Annotated in this window: 27 protein-coding genes; 25 read left to right on the top strand and 2 right to left on the bottom strand. The window is 27.5% G+C overall.

Features of this window, described 5'->3' with window-relative positions:
* Positions 1 to 173 precede the first annotated feature (173 nt).
* From ABUA17_RS10425 to ABUA17_RS10410, 4 genes are all read left to right on the top strand, one after another.
* A complete protein-coding gene (locus ABUA17_RS10425) occupies positions 174 to 743 on the top strand; it encodes a type III toxin-antitoxin system ToxN/AbiQ family toxin (protein ID WP_052330682.1) in 570 nt (189 codons plus the stop codon).
* Between the two features lie 132 nt (positions 744 to 875).
* The gene (locus ABUA17_RS10420) at positions 876 to 1373 is read left to right on the top strand and encodes a hypothetical protein (RefSeq protein ID WP_042398903.1); all 498 of its coding nucleotides are present in this window, start codon (positions 876 to 878) and stop codon (positions 1371 to 1373) included.
* 196 nt (positions 1374 to 1569) lie between these two features.
* Positions 1570 to 2505 (top strand): ParM/StbA family protein, encoded by a 936-nt coding sequence (locus ABUA17_RS10415; RefSeq protein ID WP_042398900.1) that lies wholly within the window; start codon positions 1570 to 1572, stop codon positions 2503 to 2505.
* Positions 2506 to 2517: 12 nt separating this feature from the next.
* The gene (locus ABUA17_RS10410) at positions 2518 to 2832 is read left to right on the top strand and encodes a hypothetical protein (RefSeq protein ID WP_042398897.1); all 315 of its coding nucleotides are present in this window, start codon (positions 2518 to 2520) and stop codon (positions 2830 to 2832) included.
* Between the two features lie 32 nt (positions 2833 to 2864).
* On the opposite strand, the gene ABUA17_RS10405 is transcribed toward ABUA17_RS10410, so the two are convergent.
* Both ABUA17_RS10405 and ABUA17_RS10400 read right to left on the bottom strand, forming a co-directional pair.
* Positions 2865 to 3761, bottom strand: a complete 897-nt coding sequence (locus ABUA17_RS10405; RefSeq protein ID WP_166484796.1) for a helix-turn-helix domain-containing protein — start codon at positions 3759 to 3761, stop codon at positions 2865 to 2867.
* 345 nt (positions 3762 to 4106) lie between these two features.
* On the bottom strand, positions 4107 to 4568 hold the full coding sequence (locus ABUA17_RS10400; protein WP_052330680.1) for a helix-turn-helix transcriptional regulator: 462 nt from the start codon (positions 4566 to 4568) through the stop codon (positions 4107 to 4109).
* A 218-nt stretch (positions 4569 to 4786) separates the two neighbouring features.
* On the opposite strand from ABUA17_RS10400, the gene ABUA17_RS10395 reads away from it, so the two are divergent.
* From ABUA17_RS10395 to ABUA17_RS10295, 21 genes are all read left to right on the top strand, one after another.
* Positions 4787 to 4963, top strand: a complete 177-nt coding sequence (locus tag ABUA17_RS10395; RefSeq protein WP_349818229.1) for a hypothetical protein — start codon at positions 4787 to 4789, stop codon at positions 4961 to 4963.
* Between the two features lie 274 nt (positions 4964 to 5237).
* Positions 5238 to 6080, top strand: a complete 843-nt coding sequence (locus ABUA17_RS10390) for a hypothetical protein (RefSeq protein ID WP_055277597.1) — start codon at positions 5238 to 5240, stop codon at positions 6078 to 6080.
* Between the two features lie 88 nt (positions 6081 to 6168).
* A complete protein-coding gene (locus ABUA17_RS10385; protein WP_042398892.1) occupies positions 6169 to 6351 on the top strand; it encodes a hypothetical protein in 183 nt (60 codons plus the stop codon).
* A gap of 170 nt (positions 6352 to 6521) precedes the next feature.
* Positions 6522 to 9278 (top strand): SpaA isopeptide-forming pilin-related protein, encoded by a 2757-nt coding sequence (locus ABUA17_RS10380; RefSeq protein ID WP_042398890.1) that lies wholly within the window; start codon positions 6522 to 6524, stop codon positions 9276 to 9278.
* 19 nt (positions 9279 to 9297) lie between these two features.
* Entirely contained in the window at positions 9298 to 11148 is a 1851-nt protein-coding gene (locus ABUA17_RS10375; RefSeq protein WP_042398887.1) for an isopeptide-forming domain-containing fimbrial protein, read from the top strand.
* Between the two features lie 42 nt (positions 11149 to 11190).
* Positions 11191 to 12033, top strand: a complete 843-nt coding sequence (locus ABUA17_RS10370) for a class C sortase (protein WP_042398885.1) — start codon at positions 11191 to 11193, stop codon at positions 12031 to 12033.
* The gene (locus ABUA17_RS10365; RefSeq protein WP_052330678.1) at positions 12014 to 12763 is read left to right on the top strand and encodes an LPXTG cell wall anchor domain-containing protein; all 750 of its coding nucleotides are present in this window, start codon (positions 12014 to 12016) and stop codon (positions 12761 to 12763) included. The genes ABUA17_RS10370 and ABUA17_RS10365 overlap by 20 nt, the downstream gene beginning before the upstream one ends.
* Complete coding sequence (locus ABUA17_RS10360; RefSeq protein WP_052330677.1) at positions 12751 to 13485, top strand: class B sortase; 735 nt, start codon at positions 12751 to 12753, stop codon at positions 13483 to 13485. The genes ABUA17_RS10365 and ABUA17_RS10360 overlap by 13 nt, the downstream gene beginning before the upstream one ends.
* Positions 13486 to 13860: 375 nt before the next feature.
* Positions 13861 to 14235: a hypothetical protein gene (locus ABUA17_RS10355; RefSeq protein ID WP_042398880.1), complete on the top strand. Its 375-nt coding sequence runs from the start codon at positions 13861 to 13863 to the stop codon at positions 14233 to 14235.
* A gap of 160 nt (positions 14236 to 14395) precedes the next feature.
* On the top strand, positions 14396 to 14878 hold the full coding sequence (locus tag ABUA17_RS10350; protein WP_042398877.1) for a PcfB family protein: 483 nt from the start codon (positions 14396 to 14398) through the stop codon (positions 14876 to 14878).
* Positions 14878 to 16632 (top strand): VirD4-like conjugal transfer protein, CD1115 family, encoded by a 1755-nt coding sequence (locus tag ABUA17_RS10345; protein WP_042398874.1) that lies wholly within the window; start codon positions 14878 to 14880, stop codon positions 16630 to 16632. Before ABUA17_RS10350 ends, ABUA17_RS10345 begins: the two co-directional genes overlap by 1 nt.
* A 16-nt stretch (positions 16633 to 16648) precedes the next feature.
* Complete coding sequence (locus tag ABUA17_RS10340; RefSeq protein ID WP_042398870.1) at positions 16649 to 16852, top strand: hypothetical protein; 204 nt, start codon at positions 16649 to 16651, stop codon at positions 16850 to 16852.
* Between the two features lie 31 nt (positions 16853 to 16883).
* The gene (locus tag ABUA17_RS10335) at positions 16884 to 17717 is read left to right on the top strand and encodes a VirB6/TrbL-like conjugal transfer protein, CD1112 family (RefSeq protein WP_042398866.1); all 834 of its coding nucleotides are present in this window, start codon (positions 16884 to 16886) and stop codon (positions 17715 to 17717) included.
* A 12-nt stretch (positions 17718 to 17729) separates the two neighbouring features.
* Positions 17730 to 18233 carry a PrgI family protein gene (locus ABUA17_RS10330; protein WP_052330676.1) on the top strand — a complete coding sequence of 168 codons (504 nt, stop codon included), beginning with the start codon at positions 17730 to 17732 and terminating at the stop codon, positions 18231 to 18233.
* Positions 18133 to 20583 (top strand): VirB4-like conjugal transfer ATPase, CD1110 family, encoded by a 2451-nt coding sequence (locus ABUA17_RS10325; RefSeq protein WP_078061333.1) that lies wholly within the window; start codon positions 18133 to 18135, stop codon positions 20581 to 20583. The genes ABUA17_RS10330 and ABUA17_RS10325 overlap by 101 nt, the downstream gene beginning before the upstream one ends.
* Positions 20583 to 22940 (top strand): glucosaminidase domain-containing protein, encoded by a 2358-nt coding sequence (locus tag ABUA17_RS18815; RefSeq protein ID WP_052330675.1) that lies wholly within the window; start codon positions 20583 to 20585, stop codon positions 22938 to 22940. The genes ABUA17_RS10325 and ABUA17_RS18815 overlap by 1 nt, the downstream gene beginning before the upstream one ends.
* Before the next feature lie 47 nt (positions 22941 to 22987).
* A complete protein-coding gene (locus tag ABUA17_RS10315; RefSeq protein ID WP_042398862.1) occupies positions 22988 to 23188 on the top strand; it encodes a hypothetical protein in 201 nt (66 codons plus the stop codon).
* Between the two features lie 100 nt (positions 23189 to 23288).
* Entirely contained in the window at positions 23289 to 23651 is a 363-nt protein-coding gene (locus ABUA17_RS10310; protein WP_042398860.1) for a hypothetical protein, read from the top strand.
* A 16-nt stretch (positions 23652 to 23667) separates the two neighbouring features.
* Positions 23668 to 24279 (top strand): hypothetical protein, encoded by a 612-nt coding sequence (locus ABUA17_RS10305; RefSeq protein WP_052330674.1) that lies wholly within the window; start codon positions 23668 to 23670, stop codon positions 24277 to 24279.
* A 65-nt stretch (positions 24280 to 24344) separates the two neighbouring features.
* Positions 24345 to 26423 carry a type IA DNA topoisomerase gene (locus tag ABUA17_RS10300; protein ID WP_042398858.1) on the top strand — a complete coding sequence of 693 codons (2079 nt, stop codon included), beginning with the start codon at positions 24345 to 24347 and terminating at the stop codon, positions 26421 to 26423.
* Between the two features lie 34 nt (positions 26424 to 26457).
* Positions 26458 to 26754 carry a hypothetical protein gene (locus ABUA17_RS10295; RefSeq protein ID WP_042398856.1) on the top strand — a complete coding sequence of 99 codons (297 nt, stop codon included), beginning with the start codon at positions 26458 to 26460 and terminating at the stop codon, positions 26752 to 26754.
* Positions 26755 to 26806: the final 52 nt, after the last annotated feature.

The raw sequence follows: 26806 nt of genomic DNA, 5'->3' as shown, positions 1-26806 counted from the left end.
GTATAAAGAGCGGTGAATCTCCACCAGTAAGTGAGAAACTAAAAGAGCGGTGAATCTCCACCAGTAAGCGAGAAACTAAAAGAGCGGTGAATCTCCACCAGTAAGCGAGAAACTAAAAGAGTGAAAAAAGTAATCAAAATTGATTACTTTTTTTTTATAAGGGGAGAATGGGAATGAGAATATATATAGTTAAAGAGGATTATATAAATTATCTAAAGAAATTTGATGATAATATTAGAGATAATAAAAATGAATCACGTCCATATATAGGGATATTATTAGAAGTTAATGGGATGAATTATATAGCTCCGTTGGCATCACCTAAAGAAAAACATAAATCTATGAAGAATAATATAGATTTTTTTAAATTGGAGAATGGAGATTTAGGTGTTATAAATTTAAATAATATGATACCAGTACATAAAGAAAATATAGTAGAGTATAATTTTGAAGAAAGACATAATCGTAAATATTCAATATTATTAACAAAGCAAATAAGATTTATAAATAAAAATGAAGATGTAATTAAAAATAAAGCTAATAAATTATATAATAAGGTTATAAGTGGAAGAAGCTTTATAGCTAAAAGATGTGTTAATTTTGAACTTATAGAAAAAAAAGCTTTAGAATATAATTCAGATATTAGAGAAGCAGCAGTAACAAAAACTGTAGGAATAAAAGATATTGTTAAAGATGCTTCAAAAAAAGCTGATGAACATAATAAAAAAAAAGAAAAGATTTAAAAGTTCATAAAGATATATATAGGTAAGCGATTTGTATATTAATTTAATATATAAATCGCTTATTTTTACAATTATATGTAAAATAATGGTACAATATTAGTGTAATATTACAAGTAAGTGTGAGGTGTAAAAATGGAATGGAACAGAAATAATTTAATAAAAATAGTTGAATTTATAAATAAAGAGTTGAATAATGGAAAACCAATGGTGAAAATCGAAAAAGAATCATTTGGAGAAAATGAACGAGTAATTCATAAAAGACTTATTAGATTAGGATATAAAAAGATAGATAATCAGTATGTATTACAAAATGATATTACAAGTAATATTACTAAAAAAGAAGCAAATACCCAAAGAGAAGATAGTAAGAATTTTAAAGATGAAGTAAATAATGAAAGACTATTATTATTATTAGATAATTTAGATGAAATTTTATCATTAATTAATAAAAAGAATTCAAACAATATTACAAGTAATATTACGGGAGTGAGAAGTAATATAAATGATGTAAGATCATTTAGGATAGATACTGGAATTTATGAAGAGATAAAAAAATTATCTTATAAAAGCAATGAAACTATTGGAGAAATAATAAATATTGCTTTAGAACAATATTTAAAAAATTTATAAAACAATGGTATATCAATTTTTGAAATATATTAAATTGATATACCGTTGATATAACAATTAATATTTGAATTTGAATTGATATACCAATGCTATATCAATTATTTTTAGTTGCAAAATTGATATAGCATTGACATAACAATTTTTATGTGTTACTATATAAATATAGTAATTAGGAAATAAAAAAAGAGGTGTAAAAATGGAGAAAAATATTATTAATCAAGAATCTCAAATAATAGGAGCAGATATTGGGCGTGGATATACAAAAGGTTATACAGTTTACAATGGAGAAGCTAGTGAATGTTGCTTTAAATCAATAGTTAGTCTAGGAAGAGAAATAGATTTTGATGACTATAAAGATCCGATATATTTAGAAGTTGAAGGAGAAGAATATTTTGCTGGTATATTAGCTGAAGTAGAAGGTTATTCTCCAACTTCTAATAATATGGAATCTAAGATTACGTTAACTGCTGAAAAATTATTATATGCATTATTAGATAAGTTAGCAGTAGCTAATAGTGTTAAACTTGTATTAGGAGTTCCAAATAAATCTTATAATAAAAGAACTTTAACAGAAGTGATAGAAGCTTATAAGGGTAAAACAGTAAAGATAATGAATAATATAACTAAATGTTATAAGAAAGTTTTCATAGAAGATATATCAATATTTAGAGAGTCAGATGCAGCATTATTTTGGGAATTAAGAGATAGAACAACTACTAATAAACCTATTGGAATGGTAACTGTAGGTTTTAGAACTACAGAATTTACATACTTTGATAAGGGAATGAAGTTTAATGATAAAAAATCTAAATCGCTTGAATTAGGAAATAAGACAGCTCTTGAATATGTGCAAAGAGAATTAAATGATAAATATAATTTATCTAAAGAGTTATTTGAAATAGATAGTAATACTGGTGATTATGATAAATTAAAGGAAAAAGGATACAGAATACTTTCAGAAAAAGTAGCTCAAGAAGTTGATAGTTATTGGGTTAATACTGAAGAAATGGATATTTATTTTGGTGGAGGAACTACTCAAAGAATGAAAATATATAATGGTACTTTAGTAGAAGCACCACAAATGGCAACTGCTAAAGGTCTTTACATTGTGGGTACAAAAGTCTTTAAATAAGGAGATACTAAAATGGCGAAGATAAGTAAGACCTATACAATAGAAGAAGAAACTTTAAACATTGTTAGGGAAAATAAAGAGGATAGAAACCTTTCAAGTGATTCAGCTAGTTTAGAAAGAATAGTATTAGAATGGGCAGTTCTAAAAGGGAATAATAATGGAACAAGTAACGTACATTCCAATATAGATATTAATAAAATAGTAGAAAAAGTACTAGATAGGTTACAAGAAGATAATAAAAAAAAATGTGAAGAAATATCTGTAGATAAGGAAAATACTGATTATGAGAACTCTATTAATGAGTTATTAAATGATATACCTGATTAGTTAAAATATAAAAAGATGAGTAATATATACTATTACTCATCTTTTCTTATATAATCAGAAAGTTTACCAAGAACTTTACCTAATATATGAACATTAATATCTTTATATATTTGAACTTGGTGTATTGGGTTAGTGCTTTGAGGGGTTAAAATAATTTCATTAGGAGAGAAATTGATTTTTTTGCAAGTAGCTTCATCATCAATTACAGCAATAACAATATCATCATTATTAACTAAATTTGTACTTTCAATTAATATTAAATCACCAGGGGGATAGATTTTATTCATACTATCTCCTTTAACTTCAAGAATAAAATAATTTTTAGAAGGACATAGGATATTGGAAGGGATTTTATAAGTGTTTATTATTTCTTCGTAAGCATAACAAGGATTCCCAGCAGATACTTTTCCAATTAGGTTTATAGATCTATAGTCAATACTTTTTTCATTAGTTTTAAGTTCACTAGTATTAGGTGAGATTTCATCACTAATCTCTACATCTTGATCAGTATAAAGATTTATATACTTAATTAGATTATCAATTTCTTTAATTTTTTTTGGAATTTCATAATTAATTAGGGATAAACATTTTCTTTTTTTATTCTCCAATTCAAATAAGATATTTTTACGCATATCTAAATTAATATCCTTAATTTTTTCATCATAATTAATATCATTTGAAATTTTGTTTTGAATATCCTTCAAAAATTTATCATTGTTGCTAAGGTTTTCAGTCAAGAGTTTATCTATTTCAACGTTAAGGAAATCGGAAATTTTTATTAAAACATCTATACCAGGCTCTCGGCGACCATTTTCATAGTTAGAATATGAGCTAGGATTTAATTTTAAGTGATTTGCTATTTCTTTTTGGCTGATATTTAAAGAACTCCTTATATATTTTAGATTTTCACAAAAGTAATTCTTTTTCAAAAAAAAATCACTCCTTTCTATCAATAGAATAATAGCAAAATAGAACAAAAAACAGAAAAAGTTTCAATATGAATAAAATAACAAAAAGATAAACGTTTCATATTGACATAAAATGTTGAAATTGATATTATATTGTTGTAATAAGACAAAAATATAAGTAGATAATTAAATTTGTCCAACTAAATGGGTTGGGGCAACTATGTAAAAGTTTAGAGGTGTTTTGAGAAAATTTAAAAGGAAAGACTTGAAGAAATGTTAAAAGAAAAGTGTTCCCAGGGGACATGAAATAATAATGGATAGATTTAATATAAGAAAATATAAAAAAGATGAGTGATATGAAAATTATTACTCATCTTTTTTGTTGTGTGAAATTTCATTTGTTAAATCTTCATTATAAATATTGTTTATAAAATTTAAAAGAGAATCTATTTCAGATATTTTAACATCAATTTCACTTAATATAGTTTTTTTCTTTTCTTCATAAAATCTTTTATTTTTTAAAAGTTTTTCTTTTAAGTCAGAATAGTTAAATTCATTTAAATTTACACTAATTCTTGGTTCTTCAGATATAATAGTATCTATTTTACTTTTGACAACAGTATTAATTCTACTTTTTAAAAGATCATCAATTGAACAATTAAAAAAACTAGATATTTTTATTAAAATTTCAATATTTGGCTCGCTTATTCCATTTTCGTAATTTGAATAGCGAGATCTTGTTATGCCTAGGGCTTTTGATAGATCATTTTGGCTATAATCATTATCTATTCTTAGGCTTTTTATATTGTTAGCAAAAGTAGATTTCATATAATCACCTCATTCATAATAGTGTATACATTTATTTAGACATAAAAATAAAGCATATTCATAGCATGACAAGAAAATAATCTTGTCGTCAAAACTTCTGTTGACAAAATACTTGTCAAATGATAATATATATTTAAATTAGTTAAATATGGTAATTGAAAATAAAAATGTCCAACTAAATGGGTTGGGGCAACTATATATATTTGGAGGTATTAATTATGGTATTGGATTTGAGAGATAAAATTATGATTGAAAAATTATATTTAGCTGGAGTAGATGCTAAAGAAATATCTCGTAGAATTGGCAAGAGTGTTGATGCTATTAGAAAATATATACAGAGAAATTTAAAAGATTTAAAAGAAAAACATGAAGCTGAAAAGGAAAGAACAAGATAGGTTTTAAGAAAAACTAAGTGGGAGTGTTCGCAAGAAATTTCAAATAGTAATTTTGCAAAATTTAATAGATCTATTTATAAACAAGCAAGGAATGGAGATTTAATACTAGATAGAAAAGTAGCACCAGTAGTTACATTTGATACGCCTACAAGAATTACAAAATAAAAATAAATTTGGTATAATATTGCTAAAACAGAGGATAAATTAAAGATATTGAGGAAATAAAGGTAAAAAAGTGTTCCCGAGGAACACAAATTTATAAGGAGGTAAATTGATGAATTTAGAAAAAATAAAAAAAATATTAAAGAGTAAAAAAGGAATTGTGGCAAGTGGAGTAATAGTAGGAACTATAGTTATTGGAATTATTGGTGGAGTGTTAGTTAATGGAGCAAGTAAATCAAATGATATAGCAGAAAATAACAAACCAGTTATCAATAATAAAAAAGAAGATAATAAAAAAGATAAAGATGAATCAGTAGTATCAAAAGAAAATAATAATGCTGAAGATAAAAAAGAGGAAGTGAAAGAAACTGAATCTAATATCAATATGCCTGAAAATAGTACAAGCAGTAATGATATAAATATCAATAATACTAATAAAAATAATAGCCAATCTAGTAGTAGCAATGCTAATAGTAATACTAGCAATAACAATAGTAGTAATACTAGCAGTAACACTAATAGTAATACTAGCAGTAACACTAATAGTAATACTAGCAGTAACACTAATAGTAACACTTCAAATGGAAGTACTCATACTCATAGTTGGAACCCTATAATTGAACAAGTTCACCATGATGAGGTAGGTCATTGGGAAGATGTAGTTGTAACACCAGCTTGGACAGAGAGTATCCCAGTTTATGAGGAAAGGGAAGTTGCTATATGTAATGGTTGTGGTGCAGATATAACAAGTAATATAGACAAGCATATGACAGATAATATATTAGCAGGTAATATGGCTTGTACTGGTTGGCATACAGACTACAAGCAAATTCAAGTAGGTACAAACAATGTTAACCACCCAGCAGTAACAGAGAAGAAATGGGTAGTAGATAAAGCAGCTTGGACAGAAACAGTTACAGTTGGTCATAGTTGTAGTTGTGGAGCAACTAAGTAATATAAAAAAATTTATAGTATGTATTATTAAAGTGCCTAGAAACTAGGCACTTTTTAATTGTTATTTTTTAGTAAAGGAGCAATTATTAATGAAAAATGATAGGGGGAATATAATTTTATCTAAAAGTGATATACAACAATTGAGAATGGCTTATAATAATAAAAATATTTCTGATTATTACTTAAATTTTGATGTAGCCAATATTATGAAATATGAGAACCTTAGTAAAGAAAAGGCTATAAATAAAATATTAAGACTATTAAATGATTAAATAAAGAAAGTGTTCCCGAGGAACACTTTTAAATCTAATTATGTAACATAAAGAACTTCAACTATTAAATAGTTGGAGTTTTTTAATTGCATAATTTAAAAAGTTGATGGGGGGGAGAAAAATTAATTACAGTTTTTTATCTGAAATAAAAAGTTAAGGAGGGAAACTTAGTGAGGAAACTCAAAAGAATTTTAAGCTTGTTTTTAGTGAGTATTTTAGTTGTAGGAAATGTTCAAGCCATACCAGCAGAAGCATCTAATATAACGAAGCTAGAAATAAAAGTTAAAGGGGAAGGTGAAGTTATTATTGATGATGGAAGTTCTAAATATTCTTTAGGAAATAAAGATGTTTTTAGAGCAGATTGTACAGTAGATACTAATTTAAGAATAACTGCTACACCGAATGAAGGATATTTTATATCATCTATTGATGGTATAGAGAATGATGGAGTAATAAATGGAAATAGTAAAATTTATGATGTTAATCTAAAAGAAAATGCTAATTCTATAATTATTAATTTCACAGAAAATCCAAAAGAAGAAATTAAAGATGAAATAGTTCAATCAGATGTGATTCAAGAAGAAATACAAGATACATCAAATGAAATAGATACTAATGAGAAAAAGCCACAAGAAGAGAATAAAGTAGATAAGATACTTAATGAGTATCTTGAAGGTATATATGATTCTGAAGAAGCTTTGAATTTTAGAAAAGAACTTGTTTCTAAGCATAAGTTAGAAGATAAGGTAGATGAAAACTTCTTTTTTAAAGATGAATATATAAACAAGCTTATTGATTTAGAAACTATAGGTGATTGTATTGTTTTAGTAGATATATCAAAGAAAGATTTAGCTTTAGATTATCTTCAAGATGAAAATGTAGATCCAATTTTAGAAAGTCTGAATAATTTAAATCCTATTAGAACTAGATTGAGAAGATCATTATCTTTTATGGCAGCTAGAACTGGAATGACTGTTACTAATCATGGTAACTTAACTTACTATGAGGGTGGGATTCTTATGGGTAGGTCAGATATGTTTAGTATAAATGGACGTACAGCTTTTTGTGCTGATCACTCTAAGGTATCACCAGGAACTGGGGTAAGAATACTTAGCACTTCGGTTGAAGGTAATTCTGATATAAGAAAGATATTGTATTATGGTTTTGAAGGACCAGGACAAATAGGTGGTTGGGCATCTAATGGTTTAAGAATTGCGACTGCAATGGCTATTTCTGAAGTAAGACATGGTGATGGTAAAAACTTAGGTAGAAGATTACTTAATCAAGTAAGAGGTTTACCTGAACCACCATCTTCATTTACTGCATATATTGCTGATACAGAAGGAAGCTCTTATCAAGATTTAGCATTTTGGATGTATAATCCAAAAGGTTCATTACAAATATCTAAATCATCTGCCGATCCATCAATAACGAATGGAAATAATTATTATAATATAACTGGTGCAGAATATGGGGTATTTACAGGATCTAATGCTACAGGTCAAGTAGCAACTCTTGTTATAGGTTCTAATGGTTGGTCACAAGAAATTCAATTAGATTCAGGAACTTATTATATTAAAGAAACCAAAGCACCTAAGGGATATGCATTAGATGGAAATATATATCCGATAACAGTTAATTCGGGTAGTAAGTCAACTAAAGCATTTACAGATAGACCTCAGCTTGACCCAGTTGTGGTTGCTCTTAGAAAGGTGGATGCTGATACAGGTACAGATAGACCTCAAGGTAGTGGTTCTTTAGAAGATGCACATTTCACATTTAAATTTTATGCAGGTGAGTATGCAGATGGAGTTAATCCATCAGATTTAGGGGTTTCTCCTACTAGAAGTTGGGTTATGAAAACAGGAAGCAATGGTGTTGCTTTATTCAATGATGCTCATAAAGTATCAGGTGATGCTTTTTGGTATACAAGTTTTGGGGCTCCAGCTCTACCACTAGGAACTTTAACAATACAAGAAACTAAAGCTCCTACAGGTTATAAGCTAAATCCTGAAGTGTTTGTTAGAAGAATAACTCCTAATGGAACAGCAGAAGGGGTAAATACTTATAATGAACCAGTAATAAAAGAAGATTCCTTAGATTTTACTATAAGAAAAGTACAAGAAGGAACACATATATTACTACCTAATGTAAAGTTTAGACATACAAAACCTAACGGAACAACTGAAGAATTAACAACTAATCCAAATGGAGAAATAGTAATTAAGGGGTTAGAGCAAGGAACACATAAAATAATAGAAATATCAACTACTGAAGGATTTGAAGTAAATCCAAATGAGTTTGTTTTTGAAGTTACATCAAGTAATACAATAAGAGTAATATCTAATACTACTAATATGGGAATGAGCTATGTAGAATCAGAAGGCAATGGGGTATTGACAGTAGAAAATAGTTTAAGACCTTTTCAATTAAAAGTAGTTAAGGTTAATGATAAGAATACACCATTAAAAGGTGCTGAATTTACTTTATATTCTGATAGAGAATGTAGAAATGAAATAAGTAAGGCAGTTTCTAACGAAAAAGGAGAATTATTCTTTGATGGGTTAAAAGTTGGAACTCAATATTACTTTAAAGAAACAAAAGCACCTGAAGGTTATAGAATACCTGTAGATTCAAATGGAAATGTTCATGTATATGAAGTAGTTACTGAATCTCAACCATCAAATGGTATTTTTAACTTTACAATAGATGGAGTTAAGTATAATGCTAATTCTACAAATGGTGATATTCATATAGAAGGAAATAAAAATGATAGAGTAATCAGCGTTAAAGTAGTTAATTACATAACTATGAAACTACCAAGTACAGGATCAGGAATGATGATACCTATATTAGTAGTTGGTATGTCTTTAATGGGGGTTGCAATTATAATGAGTAGAAAATCTAAGAAAGAAAATAAGAGATAGGTTATAGGGGGATAGTCAAATGGCAAGACATAAAATATTAAAATCTGTATTATCATATGCATTAGTTGCGGGAGTTTTAGCAACGAGTACATTACCAAGTGTAATGGCTCATGCAGAAACTAGAAATGAAAGTGCTGCTACAACTTATGCTTTTGTAAATAAAAATACACCAGGAGGTGTAGCAAATTTTGGTCGTGGAAGTGCTTCAATTACTATTGAAGGTAATAACACAAGTCAAACTTTAGTTGGTAAAAAGTTCAATGTGTACAAGCTATTCAATGCTCAAAATTCTACTGGTTTAGAATCTATAAATTATACAATGAATCCAGATTATGCACCAGCATTAAAAAATGTTGTTGGTAAGAAATTAAACAAAGAAGCTAGTAAAGTAACAGAATATGAAATTATAGATTATATTCAATCTTTAAACAACAATAAAGTTGAAGGTGCTAATGCTGAACAAACTTTAGAAGGAAGATATAGTGAGTTTAGATATTTTGTTGAAGAGTTAAGAAACGAGATAGTGAAATTAAAAATTAAATCTGATGTTGTAACAGTTACAGAAGTTAAGTCAAATAACAGTATAGAATTAACAGGGTTAGATTATGGATATTATATAGTAGATGAAGTATCTAATGTTTCAGGTTCTCATTCAGCGGGATCTTTATGTATGGTAAATACGGCTAATCCTAATGCATCAGTTCAAGTAAAATCTGATTATCCATCAGTTATCAAGAAGATAAAAGAAGATGATAATGTAGATGCAGTTGGAAATGATGGTTGGAACGATATAGGGGATTATGAAATAGGACAAACTGTACCTTTCAAATTTGAGTCAAATGTACCAAATATGAATGGTTATCATACTTATTATTATGCTTGGCATGATAAAATGGACGAAGCTTTAACATTTAATAATAATTCAGTAGGTATTAAAATAAGTGATTCTACAGGAAAATCATATACATTACAAAATAGTGAGTTTAATGTAGTTGAAAATCCAGGAAAAGATGAAACTTTCAAGGTAGAAATTGTTGATTTAAAGGCAATAGTTGATAGAGAGTTTAATAATAAGAATGATTTAAATGAAAATGTTTATGGGCAAAAAGTAGAATTAACATTCAATGCTACTTTAAATGATAAAGCAGCTAATGATACTGGTAGACCAGGATTTGAAAATGATGTTAAATTAGAGTTTTCAAATAATCCTGATGGTGATGGAGAAACTGATAGAGGGGAAACTCCTTGGGATACTGTAGTTTGCTTCACTTATAAAATCAATGGTTTAAAGATAAATGACCATGATTTAAAACTAGAAAATGCTAAATTTAGATTATACTCTGATAAAGAGTGCAAAAATGAAGTATATGTAAAGAAAGCTGAAAGTGGATATATAGTAATCAATAGAGATAGTGTTCAAGGTGGTGTACCAAGTGATGCAGTAGAAATGGTTTCTGATGCAGAAGGGGTATTCACAATTATTGGATTAGACCAAGGTACTTATTGGTTAAAGGAAACTGGTGCTCCTGATGGATATAGACCAATATTAGATCCAATAGAAATAAATATAATTCCTACTTTCACAGAAAACAGAAATGTTTATGTAAAAGGTGATGGAGCAACTGATAAAACTCTTAAAACTTTAGAAGCAACTGCCAATATAAAAACTTTTTGGGATGGAATATTTAATGAGAATAATCAACCATTAGATACTAATGTTGATGATGGATCTCTTAACATAACTGTAATAAATAAGGTTGGTAGCAAACTACCTGTAACTGGTTCGGGTGCAACTATAGCATTAATTGGTTTAGGCTCAACATTAATGACAGGAGCATTAGCAGTATCAAGAAAAAAGAGTAAAAAGTAAAAAAGCTTATATAAATAAAGACAATGGAAAGTGAGTGTTGATATGGATGGGAGAAATGTTATTCGTAAGATAATATTTATAATTGGATTTCTAATATGTATATATCCTTTAGGTAGTAGTATTATAGAAAGTTTTTATCAGAGAGAAGCTATAGCAACTTACGAAAATGCAGTTAATAATATAGATAGAGCAGAATTAGAACTAGAGTACAATAAAGCTGAAGAATATAATTCAGCTTTATTTAATTACAAAAATAATATATTAAATACTAATTCAATTAGTGTTTTAGGTGAAGAAAGCTATAATAATATTCTTGATATGGGAAATGGAATAATGGGAAGCATTGAAATTCCTAAAATAAATGTTAATCTTCCTATATATCATGGGACATCTGATGAAGTGCTTTCAGTAGGCGTAGGACATGTTTACAACAGTAGTTTACCTATAGGGGGAATTAATACTAGAAGCGTTCTAACAGGGCATAGAGGACTTCCTAATGCGAAATTATTCACTCGTTTAGATGAAATAGTTGAAGGCGATTTATTCTTCGTTAGAATACAAGATAAAACATTAGCTTATAAAGTGAATAATATTGAAGTTATTGAGCCTGAAGATATAGATGCAGTAAATATTATTGAAGGTAAAGATTTAGTATCTTTAATAACGTGTACTCCTTATGGAATTAACACTCACAGATTAGTTGTTACGGGTGAAAGAGTTCCTTATGAACCATCTGAATATGAGAGTATTGAATCAAATAGAATGTCTAATAGAGAAATACTATTTGCTAGTATTCCTTTTATATTTTTAACTTTAGCAGTAGTTTTAAAACTAAGTGATAAAAGAAGAAAGGAGAGAGAAGGGCATGAAGTTAAGGAAGATTAATTATATATTAGCTATGGCTTTATTAGTATCTTCTATATCAGCATCAGCAGTTAATGTTTATGCTGATACTATTAATAATATCAATAGTAGAGCTATAATAACTGATTCTGTTGTAATAGATAAAGAAGATAGTGGAAGTACATTAGTGCCAGGAGATATACTTGAAGAAGTAAAAAGTGGAACTGGTAGTATTACAATAACTTTATCTGATACTGAAGATAATAGAGATAAAGGTAATGTGAAATTTGGATTATCTAAAGTAGCTGATGTTATAAATGGAGAATATAAAGTATTAACTCAATATGAAGCAGTAAATATAGATTTAAATAATATAAAAACTGCTACAGATTTGGAATTAGCAGCTAACTTATTTAAGAAGGTAGTAAGTACAGATAATATATTAACAACTGATAAAAATGGAAAATGTACTATAGATGATTTAGATGTAGGAGTATATTTGCTATATGCAACAGATATTTCAAACTATGAAAACATAACACCATTTTTAGTATCAATTCCATCTTGGAATGAAGCTGATAAAACTATGTCTTATGACATAAATGTTATTCCCAAACATACTAAGATTATAGAAGAAGAAAAACCTAAAGTACCAGCAACAGGATATGATAATAAAGCTTATTTATATCTAGGGGTAGGGACTTGTTTATTAATAGGTAGCAGTATTTTATTTTTTGGAGTAGGGAAGAAAAAGAAAAAATGCGAAAAGTAATAGCAAGTATATTATTAATAGTATCAATAGTGTTTCTATATAAGGGGTTTGTTGAATTTAGATATATGATATCAAATAAAGCTAAAAATCAAAGTCTTAGAGAAGTAGCAACAAGTGAAGTTGTTAATGATCCATTAGATAGAATTATAGACTTTGAGAAATTAAACAGTATAAATAAAGATATAAAGGCATGGATTTATGTTCCTGGAACAAAAATTGATTATCCTATATTGGTTGGAGAGTCTGATGAAGAATATCTATATAATGATATGAATAAAGAATATACTCCTTTAGGTTCAATATTTTCTTATAGTGGAACAAACTTTACAAAAGGGAATACATTTATTTTTGGGCATAATATGGCTAGTAGTCAAATGTTCGGTGAACTTAGAAAATATATAGATAAAGATTTTTTGAAAGAGCATAGATATTTATATATTTATACGGAAAGAAAAGCTATGAAGTGTGATATATTTTCAATTTTTATAACAAATGAAAATGATGATATATTTAATGGAGAATATGAACTTGGAACGGTAGAGTATGTATCGTTAATTGAAGAGTTAAATAAAAGAAATAAGTATAGTGAATATAGTTTAGAGGAATCAAGTATTAATTATTCAACAAGCCAAATATTTAACTTAATAACTTGTTATGGAGCTGAAGGTACAACTGAAAGATTAGTTGTAAATGGAATAGTAGAAGAAGAAAAAATAAGATAAATAATAATATAAGGGTGTTCCCTGGGAACACCTTTTTATTATTCAGTAAATTAAATAAAGCAAGTATTTTAATGCTTATTTTATTTAATTTACTCAATCAAAGTAATATAAAAAAGGAGGATTTGTATGTTTTTAATGTTGGTAGTTTTATTTTTATTAGGGTTTTCAGCATTTGCTTGTGCAATTGTTGGAACGAGAGCTGGTAAAAGGCGATACGATTAATTAATATTTTTTTAGAAAGGATATACGATAGGGGTCAAATAAGTAAAATAAATTTATTTTATTTATTATTATAAGATGTATGGAAGTTAAAAAATATTATAGATAATTTTAAAAGTGTTCCCGAGGAACACTTTTGTTATGGAGGTTTTTGAAGTGGATAGAACAGAAATTTCAATAGGAGTAAGATTAATGAGGGAAACATTAATTGACTTAGAGAGATATATAGTAAGTGAAGGATTGCATAGATATAGGATAAAACCTTCACAAGTAGCAACAATGATTGTAAAGGATTGGTTAAATAAACCTATTTTAGATAAATCTAAATTGATATATGGAAGAATTAACAATGAGCCTAAGATAAGTAGATTAACAGTAAAACTTTTAGAGGAAGAAAATATTAAACTTTACGAAATATATGTTAAAGAATATATAAGAGAGTGTTCATCTGTTAACGTGCTAATATACAATATAATTTTACAATTTTTAGAGAATAAAGGAACACTAAGTATATTAGATGAATTAAAATAGGTTTGTAATATTACAAGCAATTTATCAAAGGTATAGTAATATTAGAAAAATTTTTCAAAGTGTAAAGGGTGTTCCCGAAGGACATCTTTTTATAAATATTTTACAAAAGAACTTCTGACAGGCAATAGCCGAGAGTTTTTTTGCGAGAGGAGGTGAGTGTATGCTAGGAGATGAAGTAGGAAATAAAGCAATAGGGGTTACTGTAAAAGCATCACAGATTACAGCTAAATTAGTATTAGAGGTGATTAGATCTATAGCAAATGATAAATATAAGGTTGTTAATGGAAAGCAGAGTTTAAAAGAGTTGAACAAAAAGGGAAAAGCTTTAGAAAATGTAAATATAGATAAAGCTGATTTAAAAGCAATTCAAAGGCAGCTAAAAAAAGATGGAATTGATTTTGCAATAAAAAAGGATTCTTATAATGAAGTTTTCAACCTATATTTTAAGGGGCAAGACATCAGCCAAATTGAAAAAATATTTAAGGATTATGCAAGTAAAAATTTTAAGGATTTTAAGAGAGATGAAAGAAAGGAAGTTAAGGAGGTTGTAAAAGAAGCTAAAGTAAAAGCTGAAGAGCATAATAAGGAAGTAGAGCTTAATAAAAATGAAAAACAATTTGTTAAAGATAGAGGGGATAGATAATGAAAAAAGAAAAATTAATATTCACTTCTATAGCATCAATAATAGTATTTTATATATTTAATAGAATAGCTTTTTTGTATCAAAGTTTAGAAGGGGATATACTTACCAAAATTAATTTTATTATGGATAATTTGAGTAAATCTATCCTGGAAAACATATTTTTTATAGATAAAACACCAGAATCCATATTGATAGGTCTAGTTGGATTGATAGGTGTTTTTTTAGTGGTTTTATATAATTCTTTTACAAGAAATAATAGATTAGAAGGTAAGGAGCATGGTTCAGCAGAATGGGGAAGTGCGACTGATATAAAACCTTTTATAGATAAGAATTATGAAAAAAATATGTTACTAACTGAAAGTGAAAGAATATCAATAGATACAAGAAAAACATTGCGAAATAATAATATTCTTGTTGTAGGTGGTTCAGGTTCGGGGAAAACAAGATTTTTTGTTAAACCTAATTTAATGCAGTTACACACATCTTATGTAATAACTGATCCTAAAGGGACTTTATTACCTGAATGTGGAAAGATGTTATTGGATGCAGATTATAATTTAAAGTATTTCAATACAATAGATTTCTCTAAATCTATGCACTATAACCCGTTTGAATATATAAGAAAAGAAAAAGATATTTTAAAATTAGTAAACACAATAATATTAAATACTAGTGGAGAAGGTGAAAAATGCAAAGAGGACTTTTGGATAAAAGCTGAAAGATTGTTATATCAAGCTTTAGTAGGATATATATATTATGAATTACCCAAAGAAGATAGAAATTTTAGCACTTTACTGTATTTATTAAATCAAATGGAAGCTAAAGAGGATAATGAAGAATTTAAAAATCCTATAGATATAATATTTGAAGATTTAGAAAGTAAAGATGAAGGTCATTTTGCAGTAAGACAATATAAAAAATATAAACAAGCTGCTGGTAAAACAGCTAAATCAATATTAATTAGTTGTGGTGCTAGGTTATCACCTTTTGATATTAAAGAGCTTAGAGAAATAACAGAGTATGATGAACTAGAACTAGATACTTTGGGAGATAACAAACAAGCTTTATTTATTATTATAGATGATACAGATAGTACATTTAATTTTTTAGTTGCTATTTTATATACTCAAATGTTTAATGTCCTATGTAATAAAGCAGATAACGAGTATAAAGGAAGATTACCAGTTCATGTTAGATGTCTTTTAGATGAGTTTGCTAATATAGGTCAAATTCCTTCATTTGAAAAATTAATAGCAACTGTAAGAAGTAGAGAGATATCAGTAGTTCCTATAGTTCAAAATATGGCTCAAATAAAAGGATTGTATAAAGAACAAGCGGGAACTATTGTAGGTAACTGTGATACTACCCTATTCTTAGGAAGTGGGGAAGAAGAAACACAAAAATCTATATCAGCTAGAGTAGGTAAAACAACTATTGACCATACTGCAATAAATATAAGTAAAGGGCAATCAGGAAGTTTATCATTAAATAATCAAATTATAGCAAGGGATTTAATAACGCCAGCAGAAGTTGGGTTGCTAAAGACAGATGAATGTTTACTTTTTATAAGAGGAGTAAAGCCTTTTAAATCAAAGAAATTTAAAATAGAAAAGCATAAAAGATATAAGGAATTAGCTGATTATAGTGAAGATAATAGATATGATGTTTTAAAAGAAAAAAATAAAGATATTTTAGATGAAAAAACTGAAATTAAAGAAATTGAATTAACTGAAGAAATAAATAATTTAGTATAAAAAAGGAGAGATAAAAATGGACGTAATGAATCAAGTTTTACAAATAATAATTAAGTTCTGTACTATAGGTGGAGGACTTTGGTGTGTTTGGGGAGTAATTGTTTTAGCAGGAGCATTAAAGGATAAAAATGGACCAGCTTTACAAGGTGGGATATGGCAAATAGTAGGTGGAGGAATGATAGTTGTAGCTGCACAATTATTTTCATCTGTTGTTGGCTAAAAAAATTAAAAGTATTTAATAGGAGGATATTATGGAAGAATGGATTGTAAATACGATAATAAACATGATTACGAATGTTACATCTGTTGGGAGTGATCTAATAAAAACTCCTGAAGAATTCAATGCCACAATCTATACAGGGATTTTAAACATTCAAAAAAATATAATAACTCCAATAGCATTAGTAATTCTAGCAATATTTTTATTGCTAGAATTGCAAAGTATAACCACAAGAACAGACACTATGGGTGAAAGGGGATTTGAAATCCCCTTTAAAATAATGATTAAGTTTATAATATGTAAAACTGCGTTAGATATGACACCTTTAATTTTATCAGCAATATTCAATGTATCGCAAGAAATTATTGTAGGTATAAACGGAATATTTTCAGGGAGTGGAGGACTTGATATTGGAAGTGCTAGAGAAACAATAGAGCAGTTGGTTAGTAATGCAGATTTTTTAGAGAAAGTTTTAATTATGATAAATGTAGTTATAATAAATACTATTTCGTTTATTAGCAATATATTAATAACTGCAATAATATATGGAAGAATGATAGAAATGTATGTCTTTATAGGAATAGCACCATTACCTATGGCTACTATACCTAATGCAGAGCAGAGTTCAATTGCAAAAAACTTTTTAAAATCTTTTACTGCGGTATCTATACAAGGAGTTTTGATGTGTATTTCAATTGCAATAATGGGAATTTTATTTAGTGGAATAGTAACAATAGATCCTTCAAATATAGATTCAACAAATTTATTGAGTTTGTTATGGGAATGTACTGGATATTCAATTATAACAGTATTTGCATTATTAAGTAGTGGTAAATGGGCTAAGTCAATTTGCAATGCTATGTAAGGGGGAACTAGAATGTCAGTAGAAGTAAGAATACCTAAAGAGATAACAGAATATCAAGAAAAAATAATGTTTGGTTTAAGTGTTAGACAGTTGGTATGTTCACTTATTGCAATTGTTATAAGTGTACCAAGTTATATTTTTTTAATGAATAAAATAGGACAAGAATTAACTGGATATATAGTAATAATAGAAGTTGTGCCATTAATAGCAATAGGTTACTTGAAACCAAAAGGATTAAAATTTGAAAAAGTTTTGATAATGTTTTTGAAACATCAATTTGGAAAATCAAAAAGGAATTACAAGACAGTAGTTCAAGTTGATTTATTGGAAGGAGGATATGAAAGTGATATTAAGAAAAAAACAACCCAAAAGTCAATTAGAAGAAAGGTTAAAGAAGAAAGAGAATATAAAGGCTTTGAACCAAGCAAAAAAGATAGAGAAAGAAAATTCAAAGAAATTAAGAAACAAATTAAAGGGGCAAAACGAGATTTCAGACAGAGAAAGAAAGGTAGATAAAAACTTTCTTAAATCTTTAAAAGTTCCAGCAACAGTTCAAAACACTATAAGATATAATAGAATGTTTGAAGATGGAGTTTGTGATGTTGAGGGTGGAATATATTCAAAAACTATAAAATTTTCAGATATAAATTATCAAATTGCTAAAAGAGATGATCAAATAGATATATTCTCTAGGTACTGTGAGTTCTTAAATTATTTTGATCCAAGTATTAATGTTCAAATTACTATAAATAATAGAAGAATAGACCAGGAGGATTTTAAAAAGAGAATTTTATTATATACGCCTAAAAAGGATGATGGATTGAATAAATATAGGTATGAGTATAATCAGATGCTTATAGATAAGGCTTTAAAAGGGCAAAATGGTATAATAAGAGAGAAATATCTTACTTTCTCTTGCGAAGCAAGTAACTATGAACAGGGAGTACAAGTTTTATCAAGAATAGAGGCTGATGTACAAGCAAACATGAAAAGATTAGGGTGTATAAACTCGGTTCTTTCAGGAAGTGAAAGATGTGAATTTATACACTCTATTTTTAATCCTGATGAACCATATAAATTTGAATATGAATACTTACTTGAAAATAGTTTAAGTACAAAAGATTTTATAGCACCCGATAGTTTTGACTTTAAAGATAAGAGAAGTTTTGAATTTGGCAATAGATATGGACAAGTTGTATATTTAAAAGATTTACCTTCTGATTTATCTGATAAGCTATTAAGTGAACTTTCAGACTTAAATTGCGATTTAACAATTAATCTACATATAAATAGAGTTTCACAAGATAAAGCTTTGGATTTAGTTAAGAGTAAAATTGCATTTATGGAACAACAAAAAATAGATGAACAGAAAAAAGCTATAAAAGCTGGATATGATCCCGAGATGATACCGCATGAACTTAAATTTAGTTTACTTGAAGCTAATGAATTATTAGATGATTTATTAAATAAAAATCAAGGTATGTTTAAAAATACAATTTTAATATTTACTTCAGGAAAAACAAAGGAAGAGTTAGAAGAAAATATTTATCAAATATCATCAATTTGCAGAAAGAACAATTGTAAAATAGGATATTTAGATTATCTTCAGGAGGAAGGGATTAATTCAACTTTAATTCTAGGGAAAAATTATGTTGATATAAAGAGAACATTAACTACTGCTTCTACAGGTATATTTGTTCCTTTTACCACTCAAGAATTGTTCCATAATAATGGGACTTATTATGGGTGTAATTCATTAAGTAAGAATTTGATTTTAGTAAATAGAAAAAATCTTAAAACTGCAAATGGATTTATTTTAGGTTCTTCAGGTTCGGGAAAATCTTTAGCAGCTAAAAGAGAAATTGCAAATGTACTTTTAAGTACAAATGATGATGTAATAGTAATAGATCCTGAAAGAGAATATACTCCATTAGCTAAGGGAATTGATAATGATGTTAAAACTAATGGTTTTTATGGAGAAGTAATAAAAATATCTGCTGGAAGTAATAATTTTATTAATCCATTTGATATAAATTTAGATTATGCAGACGATGATAACCCAATATCATTAAAATCAGAGTTTATATTATCTTTATGTGAAATACTTATAGGGGGAAGATATGGATTATCTTCAGCTCATAAAACTATAATAGACAGAACTGTTTTATTAACTTATGAAAAATATTTTAATAACCCTAAGAAGGAAGATGTACCAACATTAAAAACATTTTATAGTAATTTAGTAGAACAACCAGAGCCTGAAGCAAATGATTTAGCACTTGCTTTAGAGATTTATATAAATGGTAGTTTAAGTGTATTTTCACATCATACCAATATAGATATTAATAATAGATTTGTAGTATTCGATACTAAAGATTTAGGTAAGCAGTTAAATACTATAGGAATGTTAGTGGTGTTAGACCAAATATGGAATAGGATAACTCAAAATAGAAAAATAGGTAGAAGAACTTGGATATATATAGATGAAATATACTTACTTTTCAAAAATGAATATTCAGATAACTATTTATTTGAATTATGGAAAAGAGCAAGAAAGTGGGGAGCCATTCCAACTGGAATAACTCAAAATGTTGAAGATTTATTACGAAGTGATAATGCAAGAAGTATGTTATCCAATAGTGAGTTTATATATATGTTAAATCAGGCTTCTTCTGATAGAGATGAACTGGCACATTTATTAAATATATCAGACCAACAATTAAACTATGTTACTAATTCAGATCCAGGACATGGATTGATATTTGCAGGAAATGCAATAATACCATTTGAAGATGATTTCCCTAAGAAAACAGAACTTTACAAAATGCTTACTACTAAGATTGAAGAAGTAACAGCGGGTGTTTAATGAGTATAATAAAAAATGGTTCAAGGGACTTAGTTAAGAATAAAGAAAGCACTTCTATATATGGAAGTGCTTCTTTTAAATTAGAAGGAAAAAGTATTATTAAAGATAGTGAGTATAATACGGAAATAAATAAGTCTTTTGTTAATAGATCTACTAGTGAGCAATCTTTAGATAAAGTTATAAATAATGAAAGAATTTATAAAGGGAATAATGAATCTTTAAATAAACCTCAATATTTTAAAAATGGATATGGAGATACTGGTAGTAGAAGAGAACTAATAAGTAGGATTGAATACCCATATAAAAGTAGTCAATATACAAGAGCAACAATAAAAAGAGAAGAAAGAATTAATGATAGAACTTACTCTTTGTTGAATGGAAAAGAAAATAATTATAAAGCAAGAAAAAATAGTCTTATAGATGATAAAAGAATAGATTCTATAATAAAAATAAAGGAAGTTGATACAAGAGGTAATAGTTTAAGAAAAAATAATATTACAAGTAATATTACTAAAAGAAGTGAATCAGTAATAAGAGAAAATGGATTTAAAAATAGTGCTAACTATGTAAATTCTAAGCTTGATGGGATAATAAGAGTAAGAGAAGAAAGAGTATCTGAAACAATAATAAAAAGAGATATATCTGAAACAATAATAAAAAACAATATACCTAATATAAAGAATTATGATATACAAGGAAATAGAAGAAAGAGTTTAAATATAGTAAGAAATGATAAATTAAAAGCAAAAGGAAGATATACTAATTTAATAGAGGATTTAAAATATACTAGAAGTGTAAATTTTTCAAGAGTAAAAAAGGAGTTCTTTAAAGCTAGGTATATAAGGACAATAGTAGACAATGGAATTGATAATTTAAATAGTTCAGATAATGATTATGGAAATACTTTAGCAAAAGAAAAAATGTATAGAATTGTATCAGCTCCAAGAGATTTAATAAGAGCTGGAAGAAGTTTGAAGAGAGCTTATAATGGAGCAAGGTATGTAAAAGATGTATCAAAGAATTTAAAAAACATTTCTGACATAAAGTCAATTAAACTAAAAAGAATTGTTGGAAAAGGAATAACAACTAGCTTAATAAATGAGGTTAATTCATTAAAAGGAAATGAAAATATAGGAATACAAAGCATTGTAAAAACTAAAGATACATTAGTTACTACTAAAAATACTTTAAGGTATAGTGCGAAAGCTACTAAGAAAGCAACTAAATTAACTAAAAATACTTTTGATTATGGAGCAAGAGGAATAAAACAGGTAAAGAAATTCACAAAGTTTGGTTATGATGCTGGAAAAAAACTAACTATTATGGCTACAAAACTTTTCTCTAATCCAGTAGTATTGAAGGTATTAGCTGTATTAGGAGCAGTAGTAGTGGCATTAAGTTTAATAGGAAGTATATTTATAGGGTTTATAAGTATTTTTATTGGAGAAAATTCAAATATAGATTTTGCAGTTCCTAATGAAGAACAAAGAGCATTTATATTAAAATTAGTTCCAATAGCTCAAGATAATTACAATGATTACGGGATTTTTCCATCAGTAACAATAGCACAAGCTATACATGAATCAGCGTGGGGAAAATCTGACCTTTCAGTAAAAGCTAATAATTTATTTGGAGTAAAAGCTGATAGTAGTTGGAAGGGACAAACTATTGATATGCCAACACAAGAACATATAAATGGAAGTAATATTACTGTAATGGCAAAGTGGAGGAAATATGATAGTTTTGAGGATTCAGTAAAGGATCATGGAAAGTTCTTAAAGGAAAATCCAAGATATGAGCAATCAGGGGTTTTTAAAGCCAAAGATTATAAGGAACAAGCTTATGCAATTAGAATGGCTGGATATGCAACAGATCCACAATATGCAAGTTTAATTTGTAATATTATAGAGTCATATTCATTAAATATTTATGATTTTAAAGTAGGCGATGGAAATAAAGTAGTTGAAAGAGCTATCACAACGGGTATGAGTATTGTAGGAAAATCACCTTATGTTTTTGGAGGAGGAAGAAATCCTGAAGATATTGCAGCTTTACGGTTTGATTGCAGTTCTTTTGTACATTGGTGTTATGCAAATGCTGGTCTTAATTTAGGAGATTATAGAAGCGTAGTAACTTGGACATTAGTTACTATGGGAAGAGAAGTTAAAACTGAAGAGATGCAAAGGGGAGATTTAATTTTCTTCAATACAGAAGGAGTTGTTAATAATCATGTTGGTATTTATTTAGGAGATAATAAATTTTTACATGATGCATCCACTAATGGAGTATGGGTGAATAATTTAGAAGGATATTGGAAAAATGCCTTTAATGGTACTGTTAGAAGGGTTGTTGAATAGCAAATTAGAAGTTTAGCTATTAAAACTACAAATAAGGAGCGTTTAATATGAGTATTCAAGAAAAGATAAAAGCTAAAGAAGAACAAATATTAAAGAAAAGAGAAAAAATAAAAAAAGAGGAAGAAGGTATAAAAAAATTAGAAAAAGAAATAGAAAACTTAAAAACACTAGAAATAAAAGGATTAATAAATGAAGTAGATATTCCATATGAAGAGTTGGTAAAAATGATAAAGGAATTAAAAAATTAATAGCAAGACTATTCCTGGATAAATTAAATTTTATCCAGGATATTTTTATAGTTAAAGGAAAGATAATAACAACTAAAAATAGATTATGGGAGAGAGTTTGATGAAGAAGTATGGTATTAAATCTAAAGATAACAATGATATATTAATATTCCATGCACTACCAAATGAAACTACAAAATTTCAATGGTATATTTCAGAAAATATTAATGAGAAGGGACAACCTATTGATGGACAAATATATGAATCATATACATTATCTACAGAAGTAATAAAAAGAAAAAGCTTTGAAGGAAAATACTTATATTGTGAGTATCTAGTACAAGGAATAGATCAGTATAAAAAAACAGAGTATATAAAGTTAGATTTAAATATTGATAGTATGGTTAATTCAGGAGTAATTTTTGATGATATTTCAAAATTTGATGAACAAGGTAATATATTAAATTTAATTATAAATAATTAAAGAGGTGTTTTTTTGCATGAAAAAAGAGATATTGGCTCATAATTCCGAAATGGTGGATATAATGTTAAAAGAGTTAAAAGAATATGTAAAATCAAAAGAGGATAATCAAAATGAAAAGATAGTTGAAAAGAAAAAAGCTATTAAAGGAATTAGAAAATATAGATTAGGATATGATTATTTATTTTTACCTAAAAGAACATTTAAGTATAAAGGGGATTTAATAGGTGGAATTAGCATAATGGTTTTATTTAAAATTTATGATGTGAATGGTAACGAGATTTTATTTGAAACAAAAGGTGAAGAGTTGAAAGAGCAGACAATAAAATTAAAAAACGGTGAAGAATGTTATTTAAGTGAGTTATTTTATTGTTCTTTTGATAAAGAGTTGTTTAAAGAGAATCAAACTTTTGATTTTAGTCCAACAATGAATGTAATAATGAGTAACTGTAGGATTGCTATGGAGATTCATAGTTATACGAAAGATATAGAAGTAAGGAAAGTAATTTTAGAACCTGAAAATATAGATAGAGAAGAGTTTAATGATATTCTGTTAAATAATTTAGAATTATTTGATGTAACTGATAATAAGCCAGCTCAGAGCTGTTCTTATATTGCAGTAGAAATTTAAAATCAAAAATAAGAGTATAATGTAATATTACATGTAATACATAGATAAGAAAGGAGAAATTGGGAGTGAAATTAGTAATAGCTGAAAAGCCAAGTGTAGCTTTAGAGATAAGCAAAGTCATTGGAGCAAGTGAAAAAAAGAATGGTTATTATGAAGGTAATAATTATTTAGTAACATGGTGTGTAGGGCATTTAGTTGAAAATGCAATGCCTGAAGATTATAGTGTTGAGTATAAAAAGTGGAATTTAGAAACATTGCCGATAATTCCTGAAGAATGGAAAACAAAAGTATCAAGTAAAACCAAAGATCAATTTAGAGTTATAAAAGAGTTAGCTAATAGAGATGATGTAGAAGAGTTGATTTGTGGGACAGATGCTGGAAGGGAAGGAGAACTGATATTTAGGCTAGTATATAATCAAATAGGAAGTAATAAACCTATTAAAAGATTATGGATAAGTTCTATGACTAGAGAATCTATAGAAAAAGGTTTCTGTAAATTAAAAGATGGGAGAGAGTTTGAAAGTCTTTATAAGTCAGCTTTTTGCAGAAGTAAGGCAGATTGGTTGGTAGGGTTAAATGCAACAAGATTATATACAGGCTTATATAATAAAATGCTTAATGTAGGTAGAGTTCAAACACCAACTATAAATTTAATTGTAAAAAGAGATGAAGAAATTAAAAATTTTGAACCTAAACAATATTTTGTTGTAAAGGCTGATACTGGATTATTTATAGCTGCTAAAAAATTTGATGGAATAACTGAAGCTTATAGTATAGTAAATAAGTGTAATGGTAAAGATGCAATAATAAAAAATGTTATTAAAGAAGAAAAAAATATAAAACCTAGCGGTTTATTAGATTTAACATCTCTGCAAAGAGAAGCTAATAAATTGCTAGGTTTTTCAGCACAACAAACATTAGATTTAGCTCAATGTTTATATGAAAAGAAAATTATAACATATCCAAGAACAGATAGTAAATTTTTGACGGAAGATATGAAAAATGAAACAAAAGATTTAATAATTAATTTAGTAAATTCAAATCTTTTAGGAGAAAATTTAAGGGAAAAGTATGAAATTGAAGCAGTTAAATTAGAAAGCATTATAAATGACAAAAAGGTTAGTGATCACCATGCAATAATACCTACTAACGAAGTTTTAAAGCACGATTTAAGCCTTACAGATAGTGAAGAGAAGATATTATACCTAGTTGCGTACAAGCTCTTAGAAAGCGTTTATAAGCCTATAAAACAGACTAATATAAAAATAGATTTGGGAATAGAAGATGAAATATTTGAGTTTTCAGGAAAACAAATATTAGATAATGGTTTTAAGTTGATAGAAAAATTAATGAAAGAAAAATTGGGTATAGAAATAGAAGAAGATAAAAATAGTTTTGAAGGTGAGGTGAATGTAGGACAGAGATTTGAAAATGTTGAATTATCTTCAGAAGCTAAGAAAACTCAACCACCTAAATATTATACTGAAGATACGTTATTATCGGCTATGGAGAATGTGGGAAGATTGGTAGATGATAAAGAACTTAAAGAATCTTTAAGCAAAGGTTTAGGAACGCCAGCAACTAGGGCGGGAATAATTGAGCAGATAATAAAGAAAGGTTTTGTAAAAAGGGATGGCAAAAAGCTTATATCAACAATAGAAGGAAAAGAATTGATGAAGATTTTACCTGAAGATATAAAATCACCTGAATTAACTGCTAAGTGGGAATATGAGCTAGAGAGAATAAATAATGGTGAATTATCAGAAGGTGAGTTTTTAGAAGAAATAAAAGTATATATAAATAGCCTAATAAATAATGCTAAAGGAAATTTAAATAAGGAATTTGTTAAAAGTAAAGAAAGAGAAATTATAGGTAAATGTCCTAGATGCAATAAGAATGTTTATGAAGGGAAATTAAATTTTTATTGCGAAGGTGGAAAAGAATGTGGATTTACACTTTGGAAGCAAGATAAATTTTTTACTAATGCAAAGAAAGAAATAAATAAAAGTATTGCAAAAAAATTGCTTAAAGATGGTAAAGCAGAAGTTAAAGGATTATATTCAGTAAAAAAAGATAAGAAATATGATGCAACTGTAGTTTTAGAAGATACAGGGAAATTTATTAATTTCAAGTTAGAGTTTTGATGATATAATAAAATAAAAAACTATGGAGGAAGAAATGAGAAGTATATTATTAAAAACTATTTTAAGCATACCATTAATAGTTTTAAAAATAATAATAATAGTATTTGAAGGTATGAAATCAATAATAGAACGTATTGGAGGATTTTTTCTTTTATTATTTATTATACCTACTATTTGGACTTTGTTTAAAAAAGATTATTATACTTTTTCAGCATATATATTTGGAATCATATTTGTAATTTTGATGCAAATAGGAGCAGAACTTATATTGAGTACTCTAACTTGGCTATATGAGAAAATATATATATACAAAATGGAATTAGAAGGATAATTAACACCAGGAAGATACCTGGTGTTTTATTATTGTTTTTTTTAGGAGGGAG

This window comes from Clostridium sp. RTP31139st1_H3_RTP31139_211217 (assembly GCF_040227035.1).
Classification (GTDB): Bacteria; Bacillota; Clostridia; order Clostridiales; family Clostridiaceae; genus Clostridium; species Clostridium saudiense.
This window is presented reverse-complemented; position numbering and strand designations above follow the sequence as displayed.

Bases quoted from the DNA above. Each gene is read 5' to 3' on its own strand.
- ABUA17_RS10345 (WP_042398874.1), top strand. From the start codon at position 14,878: ATGAAAAAAGAAAAATTAATATTCACTTCTATAGCATCAATAATAGTA.
- ABUA17_RS10400 (WP_052330680.1), bottom strand. From the start codon at position 4,568: ATGAAATCTACTTTTGCTAACAATATAAAAAGCCTAAGAATAGATAAT.
- ABUA17_RS10415 (WP_042398900.1), top strand. From the start codon at position 1,570: ATGGAGAAAAATATTATTAATCAAGAATCTCAAATAATAGGAGCAGAT.
- ABUA17_RS10390 (WP_055277597.1), top strand. From the start codon at position 5,238: ATGAATTTAGAAAAAATAAAAAAAATATTAAAGAGTAAAAAAGGAATT.
- ABUA17_RS10330 (WP_052330676.1), top strand. From the start codon at position 17,730: ATGTCAGTAGAAGTAAGAATACCTAAAGAGATAACAGAATATCAAGAA.
- ABUA17_RS10420 (WP_042398903.1), top strand. From the start codon at position 876: ATGGAATGGAACAGAAATAATTTAATAAAAATAGTTGAATTTATAAAT.
- ABUA17_RS10315 (WP_042398862.1), top strand. From the start codon at position 22,988: ATGAGTATTCAAGAAAAGATAAAAGCTAAAGAAGAACAAATATTAAAG.
- ABUA17_RS10365 (WP_052330678.1), top strand. From the start codon at position 12,014: ATGAAGTTAAGGAAGATTAATTATATATTAGCTATGGCTTTATTAGTA.
- ABUA17_RS10385 (WP_042398892.1), top strand. From the start codon at position 6,169: ATGAAAAATGATAGGGGGAATATAATTTTATCTAAAAGTGATATACAA.
- ABUA17_RS10335 (WP_042398866.1), top strand. From the start codon at position 16,884: ATGGAAGAATGGATTGTAAATACGATAATAAACATGATTACGAATGTT.
- ABUA17_RS10425 (WP_052330682.1), top strand. From the start codon at position 174: ATGAGAATATATATAGTTAAAGAGGATTATATAAATTATCTAAAGAAA.
- ABUA17_RS10295 (WP_042398856.1), top strand. From the start codon at position 26,458: ATGAGAAGTATATTATTAAAAACTATTTTAAGCATACCATTAATAGTT.
- ABUA17_RS10360 (WP_052330677.1), top strand. From the start codon at position 12,751: ATGCGAAAAGTAATAGCAAGTATATTATTAATAGTATCAATAGTGTTT.
- ABUA17_RS10370 (WP_042398885.1), top strand. From the start codon at position 11,191: ATGGATGGGAGAAATGTTATTCGTAAGATAATATTTATAATTGGATTT.
- ABUA17_RS10305 (WP_052330674.1), top strand. From the start codon at position 23,668: ATGAAAAAAGAGATATTGGCTCATAATTCCGAAATGGTGGATATAATG.
- ABUA17_RS10310 (WP_042398860.1), top strand. From the start codon at position 23,289: ATGAAGAAGTATGGTATTAAATCTAAAGATAACAATGATATATTAATA.
- ABUA17_RS10395 (WP_349818229.1), top strand. From the start codon at position 4,787: ATGGTATTGGATTTGAGAGATAAAATTATGATTGAAAAATTATATTTA.
- ABUA17_RS18815 (WP_052330675.1), top strand. From the start codon at position 20,583: ATGAGTATAATAAAAAATGGTTCAAGGGACTTAGTTAAGAATAAAGAA.
- ABUA17_RS10410 (WP_042398897.1), top strand. From the start codon at position 2,518: ATGGCGAAGATAAGTAAGACCTATACAATAGAAGAAGAAACTTTAAAC.
- ABUA17_RS10340 (WP_042398870.1), top strand. From the start codon at position 16,649: ATGGACGTAATGAATCAAGTTTTACAAATAATAATTAAGTTCTGTACT.
- ABUA17_RS10350 (WP_042398877.1), top strand. From the start codon at position 14,396: ATGCTAGGAGATGAAGTAGGAAATAAAGCAATAGGGGTTACTGTAAAA.
- ABUA17_RS10375 (WP_042398887.1), top strand. From the start codon at position 9,298: ATGGCAAGACATAAAATATTAAAATCTGTATTATCATATGCATTAGTT.